Annotated in this window: 23 protein-coding genes; 6 read left to right on the top strand and 17 right to left on the bottom strand. The window is 72.0% G+C overall.

All coding sequences use genetic code 11. The features are described 5' to 3' along the window. Positions 1-89: 89 nt before the first annotated feature. The 17 genes from rfaE1 to GWK15_RS19370 all read right to left on the bottom strand — a co-directional run bounded on the left by rfaE1 (position 90) and on the right by GWK15_RS19370 (position 18,220). The gene (rfaE1, locus tag GWK15_RS19445) at positions 90-1,550 is read right to left on the bottom strand and encodes a D-glycero-beta-D-manno-heptose-7-phosphate kinase (RefSeq protein ID WP_168043060.1); all 1,461 of its coding nucleotides are present in this window, start codon (positions 1,548-1,550) and stop codon (positions 90-92) included. Positions 1,551-1,628: 78 nt separating this feature from the next. Then, positions 1,629-2,954, bottom strand: coding sequence for a TldD/PmbA family protein (locus GWK15_RS19440; protein ID WP_168043034.1), 1,326 nt, complete (start codon positions 2,952-2,954; stop codon positions 1,629-1,631). Positions 2,955-3,063: 109 nt separating this feature from the next. Further along, positions 3,064-4,335 carry a M16 family metallopeptidase gene (locus tag GWK15_RS19435; RefSeq protein ID WP_272870069.1) on the bottom strand — a complete coding sequence of 424 codons (1,272 nt, stop codon included), beginning with the start codon at positions 4,333-4,335 and terminating at the stop codon, positions 3,064-3,066. Between the two features lie 142 nt (positions 4,336-4,477). Next, positions 4,478-5,875 carry a threonine synthase gene (gene thrC / locus GWK15_RS19430; protein ID WP_168043033.1) on the bottom strand — a complete coding sequence of 466 codons (1,398 nt, stop codon included), beginning with the start codon at positions 5,873-5,875 and terminating at the stop codon, positions 4,478-4,480. 189 nt (positions 5,876-6,064) lie between these two features. Beyond that, positions 6,065-7,552 carry a carboxypeptidase M32 gene (locus GWK15_RS19425; protein ID WP_168043032.1) on the bottom strand — a complete coding sequence of 496 codons (1,488 nt, stop codon included), beginning with the start codon at positions 7,550-7,552 and terminating at the stop codon, positions 6,065-6,067. A gap of 7 nt (positions 7,553-7,559) precedes the next feature. Further along, positions 7,560-8,240: an SURF1 family protein gene (locus GWK15_RS19420; RefSeq protein ID WP_168043031.1), complete on the bottom strand. Its 681-nt coding sequence runs from the start codon at positions 8,238-8,240 to the stop codon at positions 7,560-7,562. Positions 8,241-8,246: 6 nt separating this feature from the next. Next, on the bottom strand, positions 8,247-8,576 hold the full coding sequence (locus GWK15_RS19415) for a DUF983 domain-containing protein (RefSeq protein ID WP_338147292.1): 330 nt from the start codon (positions 8,574-8,576) through the stop codon (positions 8,247-8,249). 136 nt (positions 8,577-8,712) lie between these two features. Continuing rightward, the gene (locus GWK15_RS19410; protein ID WP_168043029.1) at positions 8,713-9,570 is read right to left on the bottom strand and encodes a cytochrome c oxidase subunit 3; all 858 of its coding nucleotides are present in this window, start codon (positions 9,568-9,570) and stop codon (positions 8,713-8,715) included. Between the two features lie 149 nt (positions 9,571-9,719). Next, positions 9,720-10,325, bottom strand: coding sequence for a cytochrome c oxidase assembly protein (locus GWK15_RS19405; protein WP_168043028.1), 606 nt, complete (start codon positions 10,323-10,325; stop codon positions 9,720-9,722). Between the two features lie 39 nt (positions 10,326-10,364). Continuing rightward, entirely contained in the window at positions 10,365-10,493 is a 129-nt protein-coding gene (locus GWK15_RS26375) for a hypothetical protein (RefSeq protein WP_272870068.1), read from the bottom strand. Continuing rightward, positions 10,490-11,449 (bottom strand): heme o synthase, encoded by a 960-nt coding sequence (locus tag GWK15_RS19400; protein WP_168043027.1) that lies wholly within the window; start codon positions 11,447-11,449, stop codon positions 10,490-10,492. Before GWK15_RS19400 ends, GWK15_RS26375 begins: the two co-directional genes overlap by 4 nt. A gap of 25 nt (positions 11,450-11,474) precedes the next feature. Then, complete coding sequence (ctaD, locus tag GWK15_RS19395; RefSeq protein ID WP_168043026.1) at positions 11,475-13,070, bottom strand: cytochrome c oxidase subunit I; 1,596 nt, start codon at positions 13,068-13,070, stop codon at positions 11,475-11,477. 22 nt (positions 13,071-13,092) lie between these two features. Then, on the bottom strand, positions 13,093-14,001 hold the full coding sequence (coxB, locus tag GWK15_RS19390; RefSeq protein WP_168043025.1) for a cytochrome c oxidase subunit II: 909 nt from the start codon (positions 13,999-14,001) through the stop codon (positions 13,093-13,095). Positions 14,002-14,210: 209 nt separating this feature from the next. Further along, positions 14,211-14,540, bottom strand: a complete 330-nt coding sequence (locus tag GWK15_RS19385) for an ArsR/SmtB family transcription factor (protein WP_168043024.1) — start codon at positions 14,538-14,540, stop codon at positions 14,211-14,213. A gap of 59 nt (positions 14,541-14,599) precedes the next feature. After that, positions 14,600-15,799: a hypothetical protein gene (locus GWK15_RS19380; protein WP_168043023.1), complete on the bottom strand. Its 1,200-nt coding sequence runs from the start codon at positions 15,797-15,799 to the stop codon at positions 14,600-14,602. A 189-nt stretch (positions 15,800-15,988) separates the two neighbouring features. Continuing rightward, positions 15,989-16,180 carry a hypothetical protein gene (locus GWK15_RS19375; protein WP_168043022.1) on the bottom strand — a complete coding sequence of 64 codons (192 nt, stop codon included), beginning with the start codon at positions 16,178-16,180 and terminating at the stop codon, positions 15,989-15,991. Between the two features lie 3 nt (positions 16,181-16,183). After that, positions 16,184-18,220: a protein-disulfide reductase DsbD family protein gene (locus GWK15_RS19370; protein WP_168043021.1), complete on the bottom strand. Its 2,037-nt coding sequence runs from the start codon at positions 18,218-18,220 to the stop codon at positions 16,184-16,186. A gap of 88 nt (positions 18,221-18,308) precedes the next feature. Here GWK15_RS19370 and GWK15_RS19365 point away from each other — a divergent pair, with 88 nt between their 5' ends. The 6 genes from GWK15_RS19365 (at position 18,309) to rpoN (ending at position 23,630) form a co-directional block, all read left to right on the top strand. Further along, positions 18,309-18,599 (top strand): hypothetical protein, encoded by a 291-nt coding sequence (locus GWK15_RS19365; RefSeq protein WP_168043020.1) that lies wholly within the window; start codon positions 18,309-18,311, stop codon positions 18,597-18,599. A gap of 87 nt (positions 18,600-18,686) precedes the next feature. Next, positions 18,687-19,670 carry a KpsF/GutQ family sugar-phosphate isomerase gene (locus GWK15_RS19360; RefSeq protein ID WP_338147291.1) on the top strand — a complete coding sequence of 328 codons (984 nt, stop codon included), beginning with the start codon at positions 18,687-18,689 and terminating at the stop codon, positions 19,668-19,670. Continuing rightward, the gene (gene lptC / locus GWK15_RS19355; protein WP_338147290.1) at positions 19,667-20,371 is read left to right on the top strand and encodes an LPS export ABC transporter periplasmic protein LptC; all 705 of its coding nucleotides are present in this window, start codon (positions 19,667-19,669) and stop codon (positions 20,369-20,371) included. The genes GWK15_RS19360 and lptC overlap by 4 nt, the downstream gene beginning before the upstream one ends. Then, positions 20,368-21,324 carry an LptA/OstA family protein gene (locus tag GWK15_RS19350; protein WP_168043018.1) on the top strand — a complete coding sequence of 319 codons (957 nt, stop codon included), beginning with the start codon at positions 20,368-20,370 and terminating at the stop codon, positions 21,322-21,324. The genes lptC and GWK15_RS19350 overlap by 4 nt, the downstream gene beginning before the upstream one ends. After that, complete coding sequence (lptB, locus tag GWK15_RS19345) at positions 21,321-22,073, top strand: LPS export ABC transporter ATP-binding protein (protein ID WP_168043017.1); 753 nt, start codon at positions 21,321-21,323, stop codon at positions 22,071-22,073. The genes GWK15_RS19350 and lptB overlap by 4 nt, the downstream gene beginning before the upstream one ends. 81 nt (positions 22,074-22,154) lie before the next feature. Continuing rightward, positions 22,155-23,630, top strand: coding sequence for an RNA polymerase factor sigma-54 (gene rpoN / locus GWK15_RS19340; protein ID WP_168043016.1), 1,476 nt, complete (start codon positions 22,155-22,157; stop codon positions 23,628-23,630). Positions 23,631-23,644: the final 14 nt, after the last annotated feature.

Genomic DNA, 23,644 nt, shown 5'->3' with positions numbered 1-23,644 from the left:
GGCCAATTCCGCGTTCCCACAGGCGCTTCGGCCGATGGGCCCCCGTGGCAGGCAGGGCCCGAGAGGGACGGCGCCCTCTCGATCCCCAATCACCCCTTCATCCGCGCGACCGTCGCCGTCGTCGAATTCCCCGGCAGCAGTTCCGCGAGCTTCACCTGCCCGCCGTAGTCGAGGACGATGTTGCCCCCGACAACCTGCTCCACCGTGTAGTCCGATCCCTTCACCAGCACGTCCGGGCGCAGTTCGCGGATCAGTTCGATCGGCGTGTCCTCGTCGAACAGCGTCACACAGTCGACCGTCGCGAGCGATGCCAGCACCGCCGCGCGCGCCGCCTCGGACTGGATCGGCCGCGCCGGGCCCTTGAGCCGCTTCACCGAGGCATCGGTGTTCAGCCCCACGACCAGCCGGTCGCACCACGACCGCGCCTGTTCCAGAAGATGCACATGGCCGGGATGCAGCAGGTCGAAGCAGCCATTGGTGAAGCCGATGCGCCAGCCGCGGCGGCGCCAGCGTTCCACCTGCTCCAGCGCCGCGGAACGGTTCATCACCTTGCGCAACGCGCCGCGCTCGGGCGTCAGCGCCTCGAGCAGTTCTTCCTCGCGCGCGACGGCCGTGCCGACCTTGCCGACCACGATGCCGGCGGCGATGTTCGCCAGCCGCGCCGCGACCGGCAGCTTCAGCCCCGCCGCCAGGCCCGCCGACAGGGTCGAGACCACCGTGTCCCCGGCGCCGGAGACGTCGTGCACCTCCTCGGCCTCGGCGGGGAAGTGGTGGATGCGCCCGTCCTCGAGCAGCGTCATCCCGTCCTCGCTGCGCGTGACCAGCACGGCGCGGAAGCCGTGGGCCTGCTGCAGCGTGCGCATCGCGTCGAGGATCGCCTCCTCGGTGTCCACCGGCATCCCGGTGGCCTCGGCGAGTTCGGCGCGGTTCGGCGTGACCAGGTCGGCCCCGGCGTAGCGCGAATAGTCGCGACCCTTGGGGTCCACGACGACGGGCCGGCCGGCGGCGTGGGCGGCATCGATCAGGCGCTTGGCCGTCGTCCCGTCCAGCACGCCCTTGCCGTAGTCCGACAGCACCAGGACGGTCGTCGCAGCGACGGCATCGCCGGCGATCTTGACCATGCGGTCCGCGAGGCGCGGGTGGATGCCCTGCACCACCTCCTGGTCCGCGCGCAGCATGTGCTGGCCATTGGCGATGAAGCGGGTCTTCGTCGTGGTGTGGCGGCCGCCCTGGACCAGCAGCCAGGGCTCGACGCCCGGCTGGCCGCCGATCAGGCCCGTGAGGTCGCTGCCCGCCTGGTCGTCGCCCACGACCGAGACGAAGGCGACCGCGGCGCCGAGCGCGGTGAGGTTCCGCACCACGTTCCCCGCGCCGCCCGGCATCGCGACCTCGCGCTCCACCGCCAGGACCGGGACCGGCGCCTCGGGGCTGATGCGCTTGACCGTTCCGTAGACGTAGCGGTCGAGCATCGCGTCGCCCACCACCAGCACGGAGGCGCGCCGAAGCGCCCGGACCGCGGCGACGAGGTCCGCCACGGGGATTTCCGGCATCGGCCGGTCGGTCTCGGGCGCGGGGCCTTCCATGCTCACAGCCCTACCCTGCCATCGTGTTGCAACGCAAGGTAACGCTCACGACCCCGCCATGGTCAGGCCCTCGATCCGCAGGGTCGGGCAGTCCATCCCGGTGCGGAACCGCAGGTCGTCCGCGGGGGTCATATTGAGGAACATGTCCTTGAGGTTGCCCGCGACCGTGACCTCGCTGACCGGTTCGGCCAGCTGCCCGTCGCGGATCATGAAGCCCGCGGCGCCGCGGCTGTAGTCGCCGGTCAGGCCGTTGATGCTCGATCCCATCATCTCGGTGACGTAAAGGCCCTCGCGGATATCGGCCATGAGTTCGGCCGGGGTCGCCTTGCCGGGCAGCAGCCAGAGGTTCGACGGCGCCGCGCCGGGCGGCCCCGCCGTCCCACGCACCGCGTGGCCCGTCGAGGCGAGGCCGAGCTGCCGCGCGCTGCGCCAGTCCATGAACCAGGTCGTCAGCACGCCGTCGGCGACGATGTCGCGGGCCTCACCCGGCATCCCTTCCCCGTCGAAGGGGCGGGAGCGCAGGCCGCGCCGGCGGAACGGATCGTCCCGCACGGTCAGCCCGGCAGCGAGCACCTGCTGGCCCATGCGGTCCTTCAGGAAGGACGTCCCGCGCGCCACCGAGGCGCCGTTGATCGCCCCCGACAGGTGGCCGAGCAGGCTGCCCGACACGCGCGGGTCGTAGACCACCGGCAGGCGCGCGGTCTTCGGCCGGGTCGGGTTCAGCCGGCGCACCGCCTGTTCCCCCGCACGGCGGCCGATCGCGGCCGGATCCTCGAGGTCCGAGAGGTAGACCGTGCTGCCCCAATCGTAGTCGCGCTCCATCCCGGTCCCGCTGCCCGCGAGCGCGGTCGCCGAGATGGTGTGCGAACTGCGGACATAGCCGCCGGCGAGGCCCGTCGAGGCAACGAGGGCAATCTCGAAGCGCCCCCAGCTCGCATCCGCGCCCTCGCTGTTGGTCACGCCTTTCACGGCCAGCGCGGCCTCCTCGGCCGCCGCCGCGCGCTCCAGCAGCGATTCCGCGCTGGGCTCGACGGGGTCCTCGAGGTCGAGGTCCACCGGCGGGATGGTTACGAGGTCCGCCAGGCCGGCGAAGGGATCCTCGGGCACCACGCGCGCCATGGCGACGGTGCGCTCCGCGAGCGCGGCGAAGCTGCGCGGGTCCGGATCGTTGGAGGAGACGATCGCCTGGCGCTTGCCGACGAAGACGCGCAGGCCGATGTCGAAGCCCTCGGCGCGTTCCAGCTGCTCGATGGCGCCGAGACGACGCTTCACCGAGAGCGCGGTCGAGGCGACGAGGACGGCATCCGCCGCGTCGGCGCCAGCGCGCTTCGCGGCGGCGATCAGGTCGGACAGGGTGGAGAGGCGATCCATCTCGGCTCCTTGGCGGGGGAGAAGGGAACTTCTCCCCCGCACCCCCTCAACCTTTTCTGACTCTTGGCGCCGTCCCCCAACGGACGAGGAAAGTTGAGGGAGGCAGGCCTCAGGCGGCGAGCCGCTCCATGATCGCGTCCACGCCCGGCACATGCTCCGCCGGACCCATGGCCGCGAGCGTGGGGCGCGCACGGAACATGCGCGCCGCGGCTTCCTGCACCTGCTCGACGGTGACGGCGGCGATCTTCGCCTTGGTCTCCTCGACCGGGATGACGCGACCGAAGACCTGGAGCTGGCGCGCGAGCTGCTCGCAGCGGCTGCCGGTGCTCTCGAGCGACATGAGCAGCGAGGCGCGCAGCTGCGCCTTGGCACGCGCCAGTTCCTCCTCGGTGACGTCGCGCTGCACGGCGCGCAACGCCTCGATCGTCACGGGCATCAGTTCCCCGGCCTCCTTCTCGCCGGTGCCGGCGTAGATCTGGAACAGGCCGTGGTCCCGGAAGGGTGAGGCGAAGGAGTAGATCGAATAGACCAGGCCGCGCTTCTCGCGGATCTCCTGGAACAGGCGCGAGGACATCCCGCCCCCGAGCAGCGTCGAGAGCAGCTGCGTCGGGTAGTGCAGCGGATCGCCATGCTTCACCGAAGGGAAGCCGAGCACGATGTGCACCTGGTCGAGGTCGCGCGTCTCGCGGAACTCGCCGCCCGCATAGAGCGCGGCCTCCGGGGTCGCGGAGGCGGTCTGCGGCAGGTCGGCGAAATGCGTGCGCACCAGGTCGAGCAGCGCGTCATGCTCCAGCGCGCCCGCCGCGGCGACGACCATCGCCCCGGGGCCGTAATGCGTGCGCATGTAGCCGGTCAGCGCCTCGCGGCTCATCGTCTTGATCGTGTCCTCGGTGCCGAGGACGGGACGGCCCATGGGCTGCGACGGATAGGCGGTTTCCTGGAAGTGGTCGAAGACGATGTCGTCCGGCGTGTCGTTCGCCTGGCCGATCTCCTGCAGGATCACGCCGCGCTCGCGCTCGATCTCCTCGGGCACGAAGGTGGAGTGCGTCAGGATGTCGCCGATGATGTCGACGGCGAGGCCCGTGTCCTCCTTCAGCACCTTGGCGTAGAAGGCGGTCTGCTCGCGCGCGGTATAGGCGTTGAGGTGCCCGCCGACATTCTCGATCTCGCGCGAGATCGCCGCGGCGTCGCGACGCGCGGTGCCCTTGAAGGCCATGTGCTCGAGGAAGTGGGAGACGCCGTTCACGTCGGCGGTCTCGTGCCGCGTGCCGGCGGCGACATAGGCGCCGACCGAGACGGTCTCGACGCGCGGCATGGTCTCGGAGACGACGGTCAGGCCGTTGGGCAGGCGGGTGACGCGGATCGCGTCGCTGGCGGTCAAGGCGATGCTCCTCGTGGGGGGACTGGTGCAGTCCCCCTATGTAGCCCGTCGGGCCGGGTTTCGCAGGGGGTCGCGCTGGCCGGCCCGCCCAGGTGCCGGCCCCTTCATCGGGCGGATGACGACATCAGCCGGCACGGCCGCATCAGGCCGCGTTGCGGCGGGCATGGGCGCGGACCGCGGCCTCGATGGCGCCTAGGTCGTCCGGCAGCACGCCGAAGCGTTCCTCGCGCTCGTAGAGATCCGCAAGGCGCGCAGGCAGCGGGGGGCGGAAGCCGGTGGCGCGCTCGACCGCATCGGGGAACTTCGCGGGATGGGCGGTGGCCGCGACGATGACCGGCACGGCCGGGTCGGCCGGGGCCAGCGCCCGCGCCGCCGCCGTGCCGACCGCGGTGTGCGGGTCGGCCAGGTAGCCCGAGGACGTCCAGAGGTGGCGGATCTCGGCAAGCGTCCCGGCATCGTCCAGCGTGAAGCCGCGGAACAGCGCGGTCGCCTGCTTCCAGGCGCCGTCGGGCACCGGCATGCGGCCCTCGGCGCGGAAGCGGGTCATCGCCTCCGCGGTCGCCGCGGCGTCGCGGCCGAGCAGTTCGAACAGCAGCCGCTCGAAGTTGGACGAGACCTGGATGTCCATCGACGGCGAGAGCGAGGGCTCGACCGGCTTCGCGCTCATGTCGTTCGACGCCAGGAAGCGCGCCAGGATGTCGTTGCGGTTGGAGCCGATGACGAAGTGGCTGATCGGCAGGCCCATCCGCCGGGCCGCCCAGGCCGCCAGCACGTTGCCGAAATTGCCGGTGGGCACGCTGACCGCGACCTCCCGGTCCGGCGCGCCGAGCGCGAGGGCTGCCGCGACGTAGTAAGGGATCTGCGCGGCGATGCGCGCCCAGTTGATGGAGTTCACGGCCGAGAGTTTCATCTCGGCGCGGAAGGGCGCGTCGTTGAACATCGCCTTCACCAGGTCCTGGCAGGCGTCGAAGTCGCCCTGGACCGCGATGTTCTTCACGTTCGGCGCCAGCACCGTGGTCATCTGCCGGCGCTGCACCTCGGAGGTGCGGTTCTCGGGGTGCAGGATGACGATGTCGACGGCGCTGCGGTCGCGGCAGGCCTCGATGGCGGCCGAGCCGGTGTCGCCGGAGGTCGCGCCGACGATGGTCACGCGTTCCCCGCGCTTTTCCAGCACATGGTCGAACATGCGCCCGAGCAGCTGCAGCGCCATGTCCTTGAAGGCGAGCGTCGGCCCGTGAAAGAGCTCGAGCGCGAAGGTCCGGTGGTCGAGCTGCACCAGCGGCACCACGGCGGCGTGGCCGAAGCCGGCATAGGCGTCGCGGCACATCGCCTCGAGCGGCAGGCCGCCGGCGCCGAACAGGGAGAGGATGCGCGCGGCGAGGTCCGCATAGGGCAGGCCGCGGAGGGCGCGCCATTCGGCCGGCGTCAGCGTCGGCCAGGTCTCCGGCACGAAGAGCCCGCCATCCTCGGCGAGGCCCGCCAGGAGGACGGCTTCGAAGTCGCGCGGGGCGGCCTGGCCGCGGGTGGAGATGTAACGCATGGCGGGGTCTTTACCGGCTTGGCGCGGTGGGGGCGAGAGGGCGCCGCCCTCTCGCGCTCTCCCGGCAGGGGCCGAAAGGCCCCCTGCACCCCATCACCTTCCGAGGCGCGACGCCGGGTGACGGTTGCCAAAGGCCTTTCGGCCTTTGGTGGGGGGGGTCGAGGCGGGCAAAGCCCCCCTCTCCTCGCGTCAGGCCGTCAGGTACCGCGCCGTCAGGTGGTCGATGAAATCCTGCGGATCGAGCGGCTTGCCCGTCGCGGACCGCAGCAGGTCCTGGAACCCCAGGAACGACCCCTTCGAGTGGACGTTCGTTCGCAGCCAGCCAAGCAGCGGCGCCATGTCCCCCCGCGCCAGCGCGGCATCCAGCCCCGGTTCCGCCGCCCGTGCCGCCTTCATCAGCTGCGCCGCGGCCATGGCGCCGAGGGTGTAGGAGGGAAAGTAGCCGAAGGCCCCATCGTGCCAGTGGATGTCCTGGAGGCAACCCTTGGCGTCGTCCGGCGGGGTGATGCCGAGCATGGCCCGCATCCCCTCGTTCCAGGCGGCCGGCAGGTCGGCGACCTCCAGCGTCCCGCCGATCAGCGCCCGTTCCAGGCGGAAGCGCAGGATGACGTGGGCGGGGTAGGTGATCTCGTCGGCGTCGACGCGGATGAAGCCGCGCTCCACCCGGCGCCAATGGCGGGCGAGGTTCGCCGCCTCGACGGACGCAGGCTCGCCGCCGAAGGCTGCGTGCAGCTCGCGGCCCAGGAAGGCGAGGAAGGCATCGGACCGGCAGGCCTGCATCTCGACGATCAGGGACTGGGATTCGTGCGCGGCCATGCCGGCCGCCTCGCCGACCGGCTGGCGGGCATGGGCCGCGGGCAGGCCGCGTTCGTAGAGCGCGTGCCCCGTCTCGTGCAGCACGCCGAGCAGCGCCTTCGCGACGTCGTGCTCGTCGTAGAAGGTCGTCAGGCGCACATCCTGGGGCGTGCCGCCGCAGAACGGGTGCAGCGATTCATCGAGCCGCGCATGGTCGTAGTCGAGCCCGATGCGCGCCGAGAGATCGCGGCAGAGCCGGCGCTGGATCTCGACCGGGAAGGGCCCGTTCAGCGGCAGCGGCGCCGGCTTCGCGGCCTGGATCGCCTCGGCGCGCGGCAGGGCGTCCTTGAGGAACAGCTCGTAGGCGGCGAAGACCGGCTCGACGTCGGCGGCCGTCACGCCGCGCTGGTAGCCATCCATCACCGCGTCGTAGGGGTCCATGGACAGCGCGGCGCCGAGCGCCCGAGCCGTCTCGCGCTGGAGGCGCACCACCTCGGTCAGCGCGGGGCGGACAAGGGCGAAGTCGGCGCGCGCCTTCGCTTCGCGCCACAGCTTCTCGCAGGCGGAATTGGCGCGCGCGGTCGCTTCCACGAGTTCGGTCGGCAGGGCGGTGGCGCGCGCATGGGCGCGTTCCATGAGGGCGTAGTTCGCCTCCTCCCACGCGCCTTCGGGATGCGCGATCTCGAGGTCCTCCTCGACCACCGGCGCGGTCAGCAATTCATGCGCGAGGCCCGCCAGCGCGGCGAGTTGCTCCCCGCGCGATTCGCCGCCGCCCGGGGGCATCATGGCGCTGGCATCCCAGTGCAGCATGGAGGCGGCCTCGCCGAGTGCGGCGATGCGCGCGAAGCGGGCCTTCAGGCGGAGATAGGCGGGGTTCTGCATGGGCGCGTCACTCCTTCAGCCGCCGCCGCGCCCAGACGAGGAAGACCCCGACCAGGGCGAGCGCGGTGCCGTACCAGGTGATGGCATAGCCGAGATGGTTGTTGGTCGGCCGCGGCAGGGCGCGGTCGGCCTCGGGCAGGCCCGGCCGGTCGCCGATCGCGACCAGGGTGAAGGGCGCCACGCGGCCGAGATCCAGCGCCGCGCCGATCGCCTGAGGGTCGTAGGTGTAGAAGCGCCGCGCCACGGGATCGTCGGCAGGCGCGAAGAAGCCGGCGGTCTCGCCGGGCCGCACCCAGCCGGCGACGGCGACCTCGCCTTCGGGATGGTCCACGGGGCGGTCGCGCTCGAGCGGCACCCAGCCCCGGTCCACCAGCAGCGCGGGCGCGCCCTCGCGCAGCAGCGGTACGAGGAGGCGCGCGCCGAGGGTCGTGCCGCGGACCTCGAGGCCGACCAGGGCCTCCCGCGCATTGTCGAAGCGGCCGATGGCCTGGACCTTGGCGAAGGGTTCCGGCCGGTCGGTGAGCGGGACGGGCGGGCCGGCCTCGGCCGCATCGATGCGCGCGAGCAGGTTGGTCTTCCACGCCAGCCGATGCGCCTGCCAGGTGCCGAGGCCGAGCAGCACGGCCAGCAGCACCAGCGTCGTTGCCGCCGGGACCGCGAGACGCCGCGCGGCGCGGAAGAACGACATGCGGCCTCAGCGGTCCTGGCCGCGGTGGCGCCACTGCAGCGCAACCAGCGCGGCCTTCGCGACGCGCATGGTCAGCAGCGAGAACGGCAGCACCAGCGCCGGCCACAGCACCGCATGGACCCAGAGCGGCGGTTCGAACTTCACGTCGACCCAGATCGCCGCGATCACCGTCACGGCGCCGATGACGAAGATGCCCGCCACCGCCGGCCCGTCCCCCGCATCGTGGCCCCGCAGGTCGAGGCCGCAATGGTCGCAGGTCTCGCGGATGTCGAGCAGGCCGCGGAACAGCTTGCCCTTGCCGCAGCGCGGGCAGCGTCCGAGCAGCGCGGCCGTCACCAGGGAAGATCCTTCAGCCACCGGAAGCCTCCAGCAGGAGCCCGAAAACGACACCGGCCGGACCCACAGGCCCGGCCGGGAAACATTGTGCGCCGAAGGGCCGGCCTGCGGCCGACGGCGTCCCGCCCGGGGGCGGTCAGTGGTGCGCGATCTCGCCGGCGCCGAGCCAGTAGATGCAGACGAAGAGGAACAGCCACACCACGTCGACGAAGTGCCAGTACCAGGCCGCCGCCTCGAAGCCGAAATGCCGCTCCGGCGTGAAGTGGCCCTTGATGGCGCGGAACAGGCAGACCAGCAGGAAGGTCGTGCCGACCATCACGTGGAAGCCGTGGAAGCCGGTGGCGAGGAAGAACACCGAGGGATAGACGCCGCCCGAGAAGGCGAAGGGCGCCATCGAGTATTCCCAGGCCTGCAGCGACGTGAACATCAGGCCCAGCGCCACGGTGATCGTCAGCGCCTGGATCGACGCCTTGCGGTCGTTCTTCAGGATCGCGGCATGCGCCCAGGTCACCGTGGTGCCCGACAGCAGCAGGATCATGGTGTTAAGGAAGGGCAGGCCCCACGGGTCGAAGGTCATGACGCCGTGCGGCGGCCACACATGCGGCACCGCGGAACCCGAGACGTGCTCGGGGTACAGCGCGAAGTGGAACCAGGCCCAGAAGAAGGCGACGAAGAACATCACCTCGGAGGCGATGAACAGCGTCATCCCGTAGCGCAGGCCCAGCTGAACGACCGGCGTATGGAGGCCCGGGGTGCGCGATTCCCGCACCACGTCGCGCCACCAGAAGAACATCGTCGCCAGCACGCCGAGCACGCCGAGCCCGAACACCCAGTGGATGCCATTATGGGCCCAGAGCACGATGCCGAGGACGAGCGCACCGCCGCTGAAGGACCCGACCAGCGGCCACGGCGACGGATCCACCAGGTGGTAGGGGTGCTTGTAATGGGGTGCGCCGTTGCCGTGCGCCGCGTCGGCGGAAGGGGTGCTGGCCATCGGGTATCCTGGACTCCGGGTCGCGCGCCGACGGCCGGGGCCACCGGTGCGCATCGCGCCGCATCAATCCCGAAAAGGCCCGGAGGATCAAGCCCGGCAGCGTCATGACGGGCAGGTTTTGTGCAGGACGCGGCCGGTTGGCCGCAGGGTCAGTTCGTGCGCGAACCGGCCCGGCCGACATGCGGCCCGGCGCTGGCCACCGCACCGGCGCGCTGCGCGTCCTCGATAGTGCGGAAGAAGGTGTAGTGCAGGGTGATGGTGGTGACGTCGCGGGTGTTGGGATCCTCGGCGATCTTCGGATCGACCCAGAAGGACACCGGCATGTCGACGCGCTGGTTGGGCTCGAGCGTCTGCTCGTCGAAGCAGAAGCAGGCGACCTTGTGGAAGTAGCGGCCGACCTTCTCGGGCGTCACATTGTAGACCGAGATGCCGGTCACCGGCGTCTCGGCCCGGTTGGCGGCCGTGTAGAAGGCGAGCCCTTCCTCGCCCAGGCGCAGCGTCATCGCGGGCTGCTCGGGCTGGAAGCGCCAGGGCAGGTTCGGATGGGTGGTGGCGGCGAAGCGGACCGTGATCGTCCGGTCGGTGGCGCCCGGCGCCTCCTGCCCGCGCTGGACGGTGCCGTTGTAGCCCGTCACCCGGCAGAACAGGTTGTAGAGCGGCACCGCGGCGAAGGAGAGCCCGACCATGCCGCCGACGGTCCCGAAGGCCATCAGGGCGGTGCGGCGGTTCTTGCGGGAGAGGTCGTCGCGGTCCATCGGCCCTTCAATGGTGCTTCGGCCCCGCCGGCGCAAGCATCAACCGCGCAGGATCCGGGCCATGCCGACGAAGTAGAAGATCACCGTCAGCGCCAGCAGCGCGAGCATGATGGCGATGTTGCGCCCGCGTCGGCGCTTCTCGAACAGGGCGCGTTCCTCCGGCGTCATCCGCCGAGCGCCAGCCGGTCGACGGCCAGGGCCGCGAACAGGATGAACAGGTACGACAGCGAGAAGCGGAAGCAGGCCCGCGCCGGCGCGTCACGGGTCAGGCTGCGCCCGGCCTCGTCCTGCGAATCGCGCAGCACGGCGATGGCGTGGCGGAGGAACATCGCGCCAAGCACCGCGGCGACGGCGGCATAGGCGGAGCTCGAGAAGCCGACCAGCCAGGGCGCGAGGCTCAGGGGGACGAGCAGCCCGGTGTAGATGACCACCTGTCGGCGGGTTTCCCTGGCACCCGCCGTCACGGGCAGCATCGGCACGCCGGCCCGCGCGTAGTCGTCATGCGCCCACAGCGCCAGCGACCAGAAATGCGGCGGCGTCCAGACGAAGATGATGGCAAACAGGAGCACCGGCACCAGCGTCACGTCGCCAGTCACCGCGGCCCAGCCGATCACCGGGGGGAAGGCGCCGGCGGCGCCGCCGATGACGATGTTCTGCGGCGTCCGGCGCTTCAGCCACATGGTGTAGACGAAGACGTAGAAGGCGATGGACCCCGCCAGCACCAGCGCGGCGACGGTGTTGGTCACCATCCACATGACCGTGACGGACCCGACGGCGAGAAGCACGCCGAAGCTGAGTGCCGCCCCCGGCGCGATGCGCCCGTCCGGGATCGGGCGCCGCGCGGTGCGGCGCATGACCGCGTCGATGTCGCGGTCGTACCACATGTTGATCGCACCCGCCGCGCCCGAGGCCACGGCGATGCATAGGATCGCGCTGACCGCCATCACGGGGTGCATGGCGAGCGCGCCCGGCGCCACCAGCAGCCCGACCAGGCCCGAGAAGACCACGAGCGACATCACGCGCGGCTTCAGCAGCGCGACCCAGTCGCTCACCTCCGACATGTCGTAGGAAGCAGGAAGGGGGGCAGCGCCCCCCTGTCCCGGTTCCATGGCGGTGTCGCTCATGGTCGCTCCGTTCAGGCCGCGCCCGTCACCGGACGCGGGGCAGCTCGTCGAAGGTGTGGAAGGGCGGCGGCGAGGAGACCTGCCACTCGAGCGTCGTCGCGCCCTCGCCCCACGGGTTGGCCGCGGCCTTCTCGCCGGAGCGGAAGGTCAGCCACACCACGTAGATGAAGAGCAGCAGCGAGGCGGCCGAGATGTAGGCCCCGATCGAGGCCAGCATGTTCCAGCCCCACAGCGCGTCCGGATAGTCCGGATAGCGGCGCGGCATGCCCTGGTTGCCCGAGAAGTGCATCGGGAAGAAGGTCAGGTTCACGCCGATGAACGTCATCCAGAAGTGCACCTTGCCCCAGAACTCGGGGTACTGCTTCCCGCTCATCTTTCCGATCCAGTAGTAGAAGCCGGAATAGATCGCGAAGACGGCGCCGAGGCTGAGCACGTAGTGGAAGTGCGCCACCACGTAGTAGGTGTTGTGCAGGATCTGCGTCAGCGGGGCATTGGCCAGCACGACGCCGGTGACGCCGCCCACGGTGAACAGGAAGATGAAGCCGATCGCGAAGAGCATCGGCGTCCGCAGGTCGATCGACCCGCCCCACATCGTGGCGATCCAGGAGAAGATCTTGATGCCCGTCGGCACGGCGATGACCATCGTCGCGGCCATGAAGTAGGCGCGGGTGTCCACGTCGATGCCCGACTGGAACATGTGGTGCGCCCACACGATGAAGCCGACGAAGCCGATCGCGACCATGGCGTAGGCCATGCCGAGGTAGCCGAACACCGGCTTGCGGCTGAAGGTCGACACCACGTGGCTGATGATGCCGAAGCCCGGCAGGATCATGATGTAGACTTCGGGGTGGCCGAAGAACCAGAACAGGTGCTGGAACAGCACCGGGTCGCCGCCGCCCTCGGGGCGGAAGAAGGCCGTGCCGAAGTTGCGGTCGGTGATCAGCATGGTGATCGCGCCGGCGAGCACCGGCACCGCGAGCAGCAGCAGGAAGGCGGTGACCAGCATCGACCACACGAACAGCGGCATCTTGTGCAGGGTCATGCCTGGCGCGCGCATGTTCAGGATGGTGGTGATGAAATTCGCCGCGCCCATGATCGAGGACGCGCCCGCCAGGTGCAGCGAGAACAGCGCCAGGTCCATCGACATCGACGGGTGGTAGGTGGCGTCCGACAGCGGCGGGTAGATCGTCCAGCCGGCGCCGGGGCCCTCGCCCACGAACAGCGAGGCGCCGAGCAGCAGGAAGGCCGGCACCAGCAGCCAGAACGAGATGTTGTTCATGCGCGGGAAGGCCATGTCCGGCGCGCCGATCATGATCGGCACGAACCAGTTGCCGAACCCGCCGATCAGCGCCGGCATGACGACGAAGAACACCATGATCAGGCCGTGGGCCGACACGAAGGTGTTCCACATCTGGCCGTTCGCGAAGAACTGCAGGCCGGGCTGCTGCAGCTCCATGCGCATCAGCACCGACAGCCCGACGCCGATCACCCCCGCGAAGAGCGCGAAGATGATGTAGAGCGTCCCGATGTCCTTGTGGTTGGTGGAAAAGAGCCACCGCGCCACGAAGCCGGGCGTGTGGTCGTGGTGGTCGTCGTGATGCGCGTCGGTTGCGGTCGCCATCGTTCTTCCTCCGGGTCGCGCCTTAGCGGCGCGCCTCCGCGATCTGCAGGGTCTCGGTCTGGGCGGGGGCCGGGGCGGCGGCGATCGCCGGCGCCTCGGTGCCGTCCGCGCTGGCGAAGCGCGTGCGCGCCTCGGCGACCCACTTGTCGAAGTCCTCGCGGCTCACCGCGCGCACCGCGATCGGCATGAACCAGTGGTTGGTTCCGCAGATCTGGTTGCACTGGCCGTAGAAGACGCCCTCGCGGTCCGCACGCATCCACGTCTCGAGCGCACGGCCCGGGATCGAGTAGCGCTGCACGCCGAGCGCCGGCACGAAGAAGGAATGGATCACATCGCGGCCGGTCGTGATCACGCGGATGTTGGCGCCCACGGGGATCACCAGCTCGTTGTCGACCGCGAGGCGGAACAGGTGGCGGCGCTCCGGCGGGAGCTGGTCCTCGGTCAGCGGATAGCTGTCGAAGTTGAAGTTGCCGTTATCGGGGTAGGTGTAGTTCCAGTACCACTGGCGGCCCTGCACCGAGATCGTCAGGTCCGCGTTCGGCGTCCGGTCCTCGTAGTAGATCAGGCGGAAGGACGGGATCGCGATCACCACTAGGATCAGCACGGGAACGACGGTCCAGGCGACCTCGAGCAGCGTGTTGTGGCTGGTCGTCGACGGGTTCGGGTTCGCCGAGGCGCGATAGCGCCACACGCACCAGACCAGCAGCGCCAGCACGAAGATCGTGATGACGACGATGATGCCGAACACCAGATTGTTGAAGTGGTGGATCGCTTCCTTGATCGGCCCGCCCGCTTCCTGGAGACCCATGCCCCAGGCATGCGGCGCACCCACCATGCCCTGCGCCATCGCCGGCGCCGCCGCCATCGCCAGGACCACCGCGGCGATCCCGCCGATCACGGCCCAGATGCGCTTACCGTCGCTCAACCGCATCACCATTCCCCGGGCGTGCTGGCCACGCCGACTTGAACCATCCTGCGTCCGCGGGCCAGGCCGGTGCCACCGGCGCGACCACGCGCACGCCGCGCACCGACGGCGCACGACGCGCGCGGACCATAGTCGGCCCACCCCGCACCGCACAAGTGAGCACGCCCCGCTTCCTGCCAATGGCTGTGGGCGCGGAACGATCGGGGCCTGCGGCGTCACGCATCGGCCTCGCCCGCATCCTCCTCGCCGACATGCTCGACCATGTCGGCCAGCATCGATCTGATGTGCTCGTCGCCCACCACGTAGAAGACCTGCCGGCCGCGCCGTTCCGCCTGCAGAAGGCGCGCCGCACGCAACAGCCGCAGGTGATGGGAGGCGAGCGAGGCGGAGATGCCGAGCCCCTCGGCCATCTCTCCGACCGCGGCAGGCGCGTCGAGGCAGGCGAGGATGATCTTCAGCCGCGTCGGGTCGCTCATCAGGCGGAAGGTCTCCGCCAGTTCGACCACCAGATCCTCGCCGGCCCGCTCGCGGGCGCGCATGGCCATCGGCGCCATCCCTCCCCGCGCCAGCCTCGCCCGCCGCCCGGACGGCGGCAAGGACGCGGTCAGGGCGAGGAGGTCACCGCCGGCGCCAGCCCCGGCGACTTCGCCGCGGGGTGGGACGGGTTGCGGAAGCGCAGCTCGCCCTCGGGCGCCGCGTCGGGCGGCGCGAGGCCGAACATCTCCATGCGGGAGGCGCAGGCCGCGGCCACGACGCGCCGCGCAGCGGGCTCGGTGAGGAAGCGCCGCGCCGCGCCCTCGAGCTCGAGCGTCTCGCGCAATGACCGCCACTCCGACTTCTCGAGGTCGTCCACGAAGATCGCGAGGATCCCCGGCGCCGCGCCGGTCAGGCGCGACTCGGCGGCGAGTCGCATCCGCGCCACCACCGCGCCCGCCACCGCATTCTCCCGGCCGGCCCGCGCGGCCATGACGAAGACCGACCCGCCCGCGGCATCGCCGGTGACGGCCAGATGCGCCTCGGGGCCGAACTGCTCGCGCAGCCGCCGCGGCAGCGCGGGGCCGGCCTGGGCGCCCGCCAGCACCAGCGGATCGAGCTTCAGCACCGCGTCCGCGCTGGAATCCTGGCGCCGCCGGTCGGCGAGTAAAGCCATGATGCGCGACTGCAATTCGGCCGCCTTGTCCGGGCCGGCCAGACCCTCGGGCAGCGTCATCTTGAGCAGGTAGCGGCCCGGATGGGCGGCGAGCCAGGTCTGGAGCTCCGGATGGACCCGGTCGACCAGGGCGCACCAGTCGCCGCGATGGACCGGGCGGCCCTCCTCGGCTGAGACCGTCTCGCAGACCACCTCGGCGACCGCCCCGGCGCGGGCGATCCGCAGGTCGTAAGGCGCGCCCTCGGCAAGGCCCGCGAACTCCACCGCGAAGCCGCGCTCGCGATAGAGCGCGGCGGTGCGCAGCAGATGGAACAGCGGGATCAGCGTCTGCTCGCCGGCCAGGCCCTCATGCACCAGGGCACGCAGCCGGGCGCGGGGTTCCTCCGGCAGCGTGCGGGCGAGGCGCACCGCCTCCTGCGCGAAGGCCAGAACGCGGCGCTCGGCGGTGCCGAGGCGCTCGGCGCCCCGCCCCTCGGCCACCCGGGCCAGGACGAATTCGACGGCATGGCGCTGCTGCGCGGCGCGGCCCGACAGCGGGCCCGACTGCGCGCGGCGGCCGAGTTCCGCCAGGCGCGAGGACCAGGCGCGACGCCCGGCCAGCCGCAGGAAGGCGGCGGGGATGGCAGACTCCGGGGACGGATCGGCACTCGGCATGGCTCACCTCGTCGCGCGGCGGCCCATTGGGGCCTCGTTCAGCCGCCGGAGGGGTTCCGACGAACTGCAGGATCTGCCTAGCCATCCTCGGGCGGCCGCCCCGTTGGGGCCGGACGCCGGTGCCGGTCTTGACGCCGGACAATCCTTCCTATCCCGCGCGACGGGGGGGGCGTCAAGCGCGGGGCGGTGTCACGGCCGCGTCATCACCGGCCGCGCGCCGCGATCGACCCGCGCCCAATCGGGCCAGCCGACGAAGCGCTCGATCGCGACCAGCGCGATCGCCCCGGCGATCACGACCACCATGATCCGAAGACGGGTGCGCGAGGGCGGATGGCGCAGCCACTGCGCCGCCTGCACCAGGATCCGGAGGACGGGATCCACGACTCAGCCGCCGATGGCGCGCAGGACGATGCCTTCGGTGAGGAGCTGCGGGAGCAGTTCGGGCGCCCCGCCGCCGGCCGGATAGACGAGGTAGAGCGGCACGCCGTCCCGCCCATGGGCGCGCAGCAGCGCCGTGATGGCGGGGTCGCCCGCCGTCCAGTCGGCCTTGAGATAGGCGACGCCGCGCGCGGCGAAGGCGGCGCGGACCGCCTCGGCGCGCAGGGCGACGCGCTCATTCACCTGGCAGGTGATGCACCAGGCGGCGGTGGCGTTGACGAAGACGGTGCGGCCTTCGGCCTGCAGGGCGGCGACGCGCTCGGCGCTCCAGGCCTCGGCGCCGGGGCCGGGCGCGGCGGCCTCGGCCGGGGTGGCGGCGATGCGGGGCAGCAGGGCGAGCGCGCCGACCAGGCCCAGGGCGGCGGCGGCGAGCGCGATGCGCGACCCGCCCGCCCGCTGCGCCTGGCCCAGCGCCCAGGCGCCGAAGGCCAGCAGCAGCCCGCCGGCGAGCACCGCAAGCACGGCATCCGGCCCGGCCTGCTGCGCCAGCACCCAGACCAGCCAGATCGCCGCGGCGAACATCGGGAAGGCGAGGAACTGCCGCAGCCGCTCCATCCACGGCCCTGGCCGCGGCAGCCGCGCCGCGAGGCCTGGGAAGACCGCGAGCAAGCCATAGGGCGCCGCGAGTCCCAGCCCGAGGGCAAGGAACACCGCCATCGCCGACAGCGCATCCATCGCGAGCGCCGCGCCGAGCGCCGCGGCCATGAAGGGTGCCGTGCACGGCGTGGCCACCAGCACGGCGAGCCCGCCCGTCGCGAAGGAGCCGAGATGCCCGCCCCGCGCCGCGAGCCCCGCCCCGGCGCCGACCGTCCGCCCGGCCTCGTAGACGCCGGCGAGGTTCAACCCGACCGCGAGCATCAGCCAGGCCATGGCCGCGACGAAGCCCGGCGCGGTGAACTGGAAGCCCCAGCCCGCCGCCGCGCCGCCCGCCCGCAGGCCGAGCATCAGCCCGCCCAGCGCGGCGAAGCAGACCATCACGCCTGCGACATAGGACAGCGCATGGGCGCGGACCTTGCCGCGCGCTTCCCCCGACATCCGCGCCAGCGCCATCGCCTTCATGGCGAGCACCGGGAAGACGCAGGGCATCAGGTTCAGGATCAGCCCGCCCAGCAGGGCGAACAGCGCCGCCTGCCACAGCGGCATGGCCGAGGCGACGAAGGGCGCGACCGGTGCGGCGACCTCATAGGCGACGCGCCGACCGCCGCCATCGGTCAGCAGCAGCACGCCCTCGAGCGCGGCCGGCGCCGCGGCGCCCGCGACCGGCGTCAGCGCCAGGTCCAGCCGCCCCGGCGCGATCGCCAGGCGCTGCGGGGCGACGTTGTCGAGCACGCCCTCCCGCGCAGGCAGGAACACCGCGCTGCGGACCGTCTCCCGCGACAGGCCGGGGCCTTCCAGCGCCAGCGACCCGCCGCCCGGCCCGAGCGCGGCCTGCGCCTGCCAGGGGGAGGGCCGCGGCACGGCCTCTGCCGCCGCGGCGAAGAGCGGCGCGGTCGCCGGGTCCGGCTGCGCCTCGGCCGCGACGGGGATGTCGAGGCGGAAGGTGCCTTCCTCAGGGATGCAGACCTGTTCGCAGACTAGCCAGGTGGCGCGCGCCTCGACCGGCAGGCTGCCGCCGACGGGCAGCGTGGCCGGCAGGCGCACCTGCATCGGCAGCAGCACATCGTCGTGATAGCCGAAATTGACTAGCGGGCCGTATTCGATGCGCTCCGGCGCGGGCCAGGCGATCGGGCCGGCGGTCGCGCCCTCGGGCAGGCTCAGAGCGATCTCGGGCGGGGCGCCGGCATCGCCCGCATTGCGCCAATAGGTATGCCAGCCGGGGGCGAGGCGCAGCCTCAGGCCGATCGAGACCTCCCCGCCCGGCGCCACCGCGGCCTGGTCGGCCATCAGCACCGCCTCGGCGCGGTCCGAGCGCACCGGCGCGCTTTCCGCCCCCAGGGCGGCGGCGGGCAGCAGCATCAGCAGCGCGGCGAGGGGTTTCAGCATCGGGCGCATACAAGGTCCGGCCGGCGAAGGATCGCAAGGGCGCCGTCGATGCACGGACCCGCAATCTTTGCGGGTCAGCATGCGGGGCATGCGCGCCAGCCTTTTCCTTTGCCTCGTCCTCGCCCTGCCCGCCGCGGCCCAGTCGCCCCCGGTCTGCAGCCCGGCGCGGGAGGGGCAGGTCGCCTGCATGGCCGGTACGCTGTGCGCCTGCCGCTTCGAGCGCGGCGGGCAACTGACCGGTCGGCCCGACCGCTTCGCCTGGGATTGCAGCGCGCTCCGCCCGCCCTGCCCACCCGACCCGACCATCCAGCCCGCCCAGCCCTGGGGGCCGCCGGCGGGGATCTGGGTCGCGCCGGGCAGCGCGCCGCCGCCACGCTGATGACATGGACCCCTGTTCTGGCACGATTCTTGTTCGGCAATGGCGGCTTTGGTTGACCCGCCCGAGTCCGGGCACCATACAGGCGGGGTGAACGCCCCGTCCCTGCACCCCGACCTCGTCGCCGCCCGCCGTGTCCTGACCCTGGAATCGGAGGCGCTGGCCGCCCTCGCCGAGTCGCTCGACGACCGCTTCGCCCAGGCCTGCACGCTGCTGGCCGGCGCCAGCGGCCGCGTCGTCGTCTCGGGAATGGGCAAATCGGGGCATGTCGCGCGCAAGATCGCGGCAACGCTCGCCTCCACCGGCACGCCCGCGCTCTTCGTCCATCCGGCCGAGGCCTCGCATGGCGACCTGGGCATGATCGTCGCGGGCGACGCCGTGCTGGCCCTGTCGAATTCGGGCGAGACGCCGGAACTCGCCGACCTGGTTGGCCACGCGAAGCGGTTCGGCCTGCCGCTGGTCGGCATCACCGGCCGCGCAGGCAGCACGCTGGCCCGCGCCGCCGATGTCGCGCTGGTGCTGCCCGAGGCGCCGGAGGCCTGCCCGATGGGCCTCGCGCCGACGACGTCCACGACGATGCAACTGGCCCTGGGCGACGCGATCTCCGTCGCGCTGCTGACGCGTCGCGGCTTCACGGCGGCCGATTTCCGCGTCTTCCACCCGGGCGGCAAGCTCGGCGCGCGGCTGTCGCGCGTGAAGGACCTGATGCACGGCGGTGAGGAACTGCCCCTCGCCCCGCCCGGCACGCCGATGGACAAGGCGATCGTGGCCATGACGGCGCGGCGCTTCGGCTGCCTTGGCGTGCAGGGCGCCGACGGCACGCTGCTCGGCATCATCACCGACGGCGACCTGCGCCGGGGGCTCGAGGCCGGGGGCGGCGGCGCACTGCTGACCCGCACGGCCGAACAGGTGATGACGCGCGCCCCGCGCACCGTCACGCCCGACACGCTCGCGGTCGAGGCACTGCGCGAGATGAATGCGCGCGCCATCACCACCCTGTTCGTGGTGGACGAGGCGCGGCGGCCGGTCGGCATCCTGCACGTGCACGACCTGCTGCGGGCGGGCGTCGCGTGACCCGCCGCGAGGAACCGCGCGAACCGCTGGCACGCCCGCTGCGCGCCGGCGGCGCCTCCGCCGCGCCGCGCCGGATGCTGCCGCCCTCGCGCGAACGCTGGGCGCCCTCGGCCTCGCAGATCGCGCGCCGGCGGATCGCCGTGCGGCTGGCGAAGTTCCTGTTCCCGCTGCTCGGCGTCGCGCTGCTGGTCGGCATCGCGGTCTGGCCGGAACTGGACCGGATGGAGGACCGCGCCCGCGTGTCCTTCCGCCGCGTCGCCGGCACCGCGCCGGACGCCGTGCGCGTGGTCGACCCGCGCTACCAAGGCATCGACGAGCAGAACCGTCCCTACACCGTCACGGCCACGGTCGCGGCGCAGACCGATGCGCCGGACATCGTCGATCTCGACCGCCCCCGCGCGGACATCCTGCTGACCGACGGATCCTGGGTGCTGCTCGAGAGCCGGGAGGGTCGCTTCGACAAGGCGCGCAACCTCCTCGACCTCACGGGCGACGTCACTCTCTGGCAGGATGGCGGCAACCTGCTGGTCACCGAGGCCGCGGAGATCCAGTTGCACGAAGGCTCGGCGTCGGGCGACAAGCCGGTCGCCGCGCAGGGGCCCTTCGGGACCCTGACCAGCGAGGGCTTCCGCCTGACCGACCGCGGCCAGGTCGTGGTCTTCACCGGCCGCGCCCGCGCCATCCTGGAGGGCGGGCAGTGAAGGCACCGCTGATCGGCCTAGGCCTCGCGCTGCTCGCCGGCGCGGCCGCGGCGCAGAACATCGACCTCAGCCAGGGCGGCCCGGTCGAGGTGACCGCCGTCGACGGCATCGAATGGCGCCAGAACGACCAGGTGGTGATCGCGCGCGGCGAGGCCCGCGCAGTGCGCGGCGGCGTCACCGTGGAATCCGACCGGCTGATCGCCCGCTACCGGCCGCGTGGCGGCGCGCAGGCGCAGGCCGCCCGCGCGCCCACCGAAGGACCCGCGGGCGGCGGGGAGATCTGGCGGCTCGAGGCCGAGGGCAACGTCGTCATCTTCACCGCGACGGACCGCGCCGAGGGCGACCGCGCCGTCTACGACATGGACCAGTCGGTGATGGTGCTGACGGGGCAGAACCTGCGCCTCACCAACCCCGACAACACGCTGACCGCGCGCGACAGCATCGAATACTGGTCGCAGCGCCGCATGGCCGTCGCGCGCGGCAATGCCGTGGTGGTGACGAATGACGGGCGGCGCGTGCGCGCGGATACCCTCGTCGCGTATTTCGCCGAAGGCGCAGCACCCGGCGCGCAGCAGGCCGCCGCGCCGCGGCCGCAGCCGGCCGCAGCCTCGGGGACGACTTCGCCCGGACAGGGCTCGAACCTCGAGCGCGTCGAGGCCTACGGCAATGTCGAGATCCGCACCGCCGAGGAAGTCGTGCGCGGCGACCGCGGCGTCTACAGCCCGCAGACCGGCCTCGCGCGGCTGCTCGGCAATGTTCGCATCGTGCGCGGGGACAACACGCTGACCGGTCAGGAAGCCATCGTGAACATGCAGACCGGCGTCTCGCGCCTGATCGCCGCCCCCGGCGCGCGGGTGCAGGGCCTCGTCGTGCCGCAGCAGGGCCAGCAGCAGCAACAGGGCCAGCAGCCGGTCATCCAGCCCGCGCCCCAGGGCCAGGAGGCACCGCGATGAGCGAGGCGCTCCGCGTGGTCGAGGGATCCGGCTGGCTCGTCGCGAAGGGCCTGGGCAAGCGCTACAAGAAGCGCCCGGTCGTGCGGAACGTGTCGATCTCGGTCCGCCGGGGCGAGGCCGTGGGCCTGCTCGGCCCCAACGGCGCCGGCAAGACGACGACCTTCTACATGATCACCGGCCTCGTCACGCCGGACGAAGGCCAGGTGATCATGGACGGGCACGACGTCACGACGCTGCCGATGTACCGGCGCGCGCGGCTCGGCCTCGGCTACCTGCCGCAGGAGGCCTCGATCTTCCGCGGCCTCAACGTCGAGGACAACATCCGCGCCGCGCTCGAGGTGGTGGAGCCGATCCGCGACCGGCGGGAGCAGATGCTCGACGAGCTGCTGGCGGAATTCGGCATCTCCCACCTGCGCCGCGCGCCGGCACTGGCGCTGTCGGGCGGCGAGCGGCGGCGCTGCGAGATCGCCCGCGCGCTCGCGACGCATCCCGCCTACGTCCTGCTCGACGAACCGCTCGCCGGCATCGATCCCATCGCGGTGGGCGAGATCCGCGACCTGGTGAAGCACCTCAAGGACCGCGGCATCGGCGTGCTGATCACGGACCACAATGTCCGCGAGACGCTCGAGATCATCGACCGCGCCTACATCCTGCACGACGGCCAGGTGCTGATGGAGGGCAGCCCCCGCGACATCGTCGCGCATGAGGGCGTGCGCCGCGTGTATCTCGGCGAGCGGTTCAGTCTCTGATTTGCGCGCGCCCGCCGACCTCGCCGCCATGCACCTAGGATTGGCGCGGCCGCTGCGTGCTCGGCGGCACGGACACGCCTGATGTCCCTCGCGCCGCGTCTCGACCTGCGCCATTCGCAGCAGCTGGTGATGACGCCGCAGCTGCGGCAGGCGATCAAGCTGCTGCAATCGTCCAACCTCGAGGTCACGGCCTTCGTGGAGGAGGAGCTCGAGCGCAATCCGCTGCTCGAGCGCGACGAGCGCGTCGATCCCGGCCCCGACGCCGGCCGCACCACCGACCCGCTGCCCGCCGCGCCCGAGGCGCCCGACGCCGCCGAGGCCGCGCGGTCCGACGCGCTGCCGGCCGAGAATGCCGCGCCGCTCGATACCGAGTGGGACAATGTCTACGACGCCGGCACGCCGCCCATGGGCAGCGGCGGCCGGTCGGATTTCGAGGACGACCTCTCCGGCATCGAGGCGATGGCCGCGCCGGAGAAGAACCTCCGCGAGCATCTCGGCGAGCAGGTGCGCCTGACCTTCGCGTCGCCACAGGAACGCATGATCGCGGCGAACCTGCTCGCGCTGGTCGACCCCGCCGGGCGACTCCCCGTGCCGGATGCGGCGATCGCCGCCGCGCTGGGCTGCGAGGAAGCGGTCGTCACCGCGGTGCGGCGGCGCATGCAACGCTTCGATCCGGTCGGGATGTTCTGCGCCGATTTGCGCGAATGCCTGATGGTGCAGCTGCAGGACCGCAACCGCTTCGACCCGGCGATGGCCGCGCTGCTCGACAACCTCGAACTGCTTGCGCGGCGCGACCTGCGCGGGCTGCAGCGCGTCTGCGGCGTGGACGCCGAGGACATGGCCGAGATGGTGGCCGAGCTCAGGCGGCTCGACCCCAAGCCAGGTGCGAGTTTCGACGCGCCGCCGGCACCGACCCTGGTGCCCGACGTGCTGATGCGCCGCGCGCCCCAGGAAGGCTGGATCGTCGAGCTGAACCCCGAGACCCTGCCCCGCGTCCTGGTCAATCGCGGCTTCCACGCCCGCGCCACGGTGGGTGCGAAGTCGCGCGAGGAGAAGGCTTGGGTGGCGGAGCGCTTCCAGACCGCGTCCTGGCTCGTGAAGTCGCTCGAGCAGCGTGCGAGCACGATCCTCAAGGTCTCGGCGGAGATCGTGCGCCGGCAGGACGGCTTCTTCCGCCACGGCGTCGCGCATCTCAAGCCGCTGATCCTGCGCGACGTGGCCGAGGAGGTGGGGATGCACGAGAGCACCGTCTCCCGCGTCACCTCCAACAAGGCGATCGCGACGCCGCGCGGCACCTTCGAGCTCAAGTATTTCTTCACCACCGCGATATCCGGCACCGCGGGGGGCGAGGCGGTGAGCGCGGAGGCCGTTCGCCACCGCATCAAGGCCATGGTCGAGGCCGAGACCGCCGCCGACGTCCTGTCGGATGACGCGATCGTCGACAGACTTCGCGCGGAAGGCGTGGACATCGCCCGCCGGACCGTGGCCAAATACCGGGACGCGCTGCGGATACCGTCATCGGTGCAGCGCAAACGGGAGAAGGCCGTCCCGGCCTGATCCGACCCAGCCTG

This window comes from Neoroseomonas oryzicola (assembly GCF_012163135.1).
Taxonomy (GTDB): domain Bacteria; phylum Pseudomonadota; class Alphaproteobacteria; order Acetobacterales; family Acetobacteraceae; genus Neoroseomonas; species Neoroseomonas oryzicola.
This window is presented reverse-complemented; position numbering and strand designations above follow the sequence as displayed.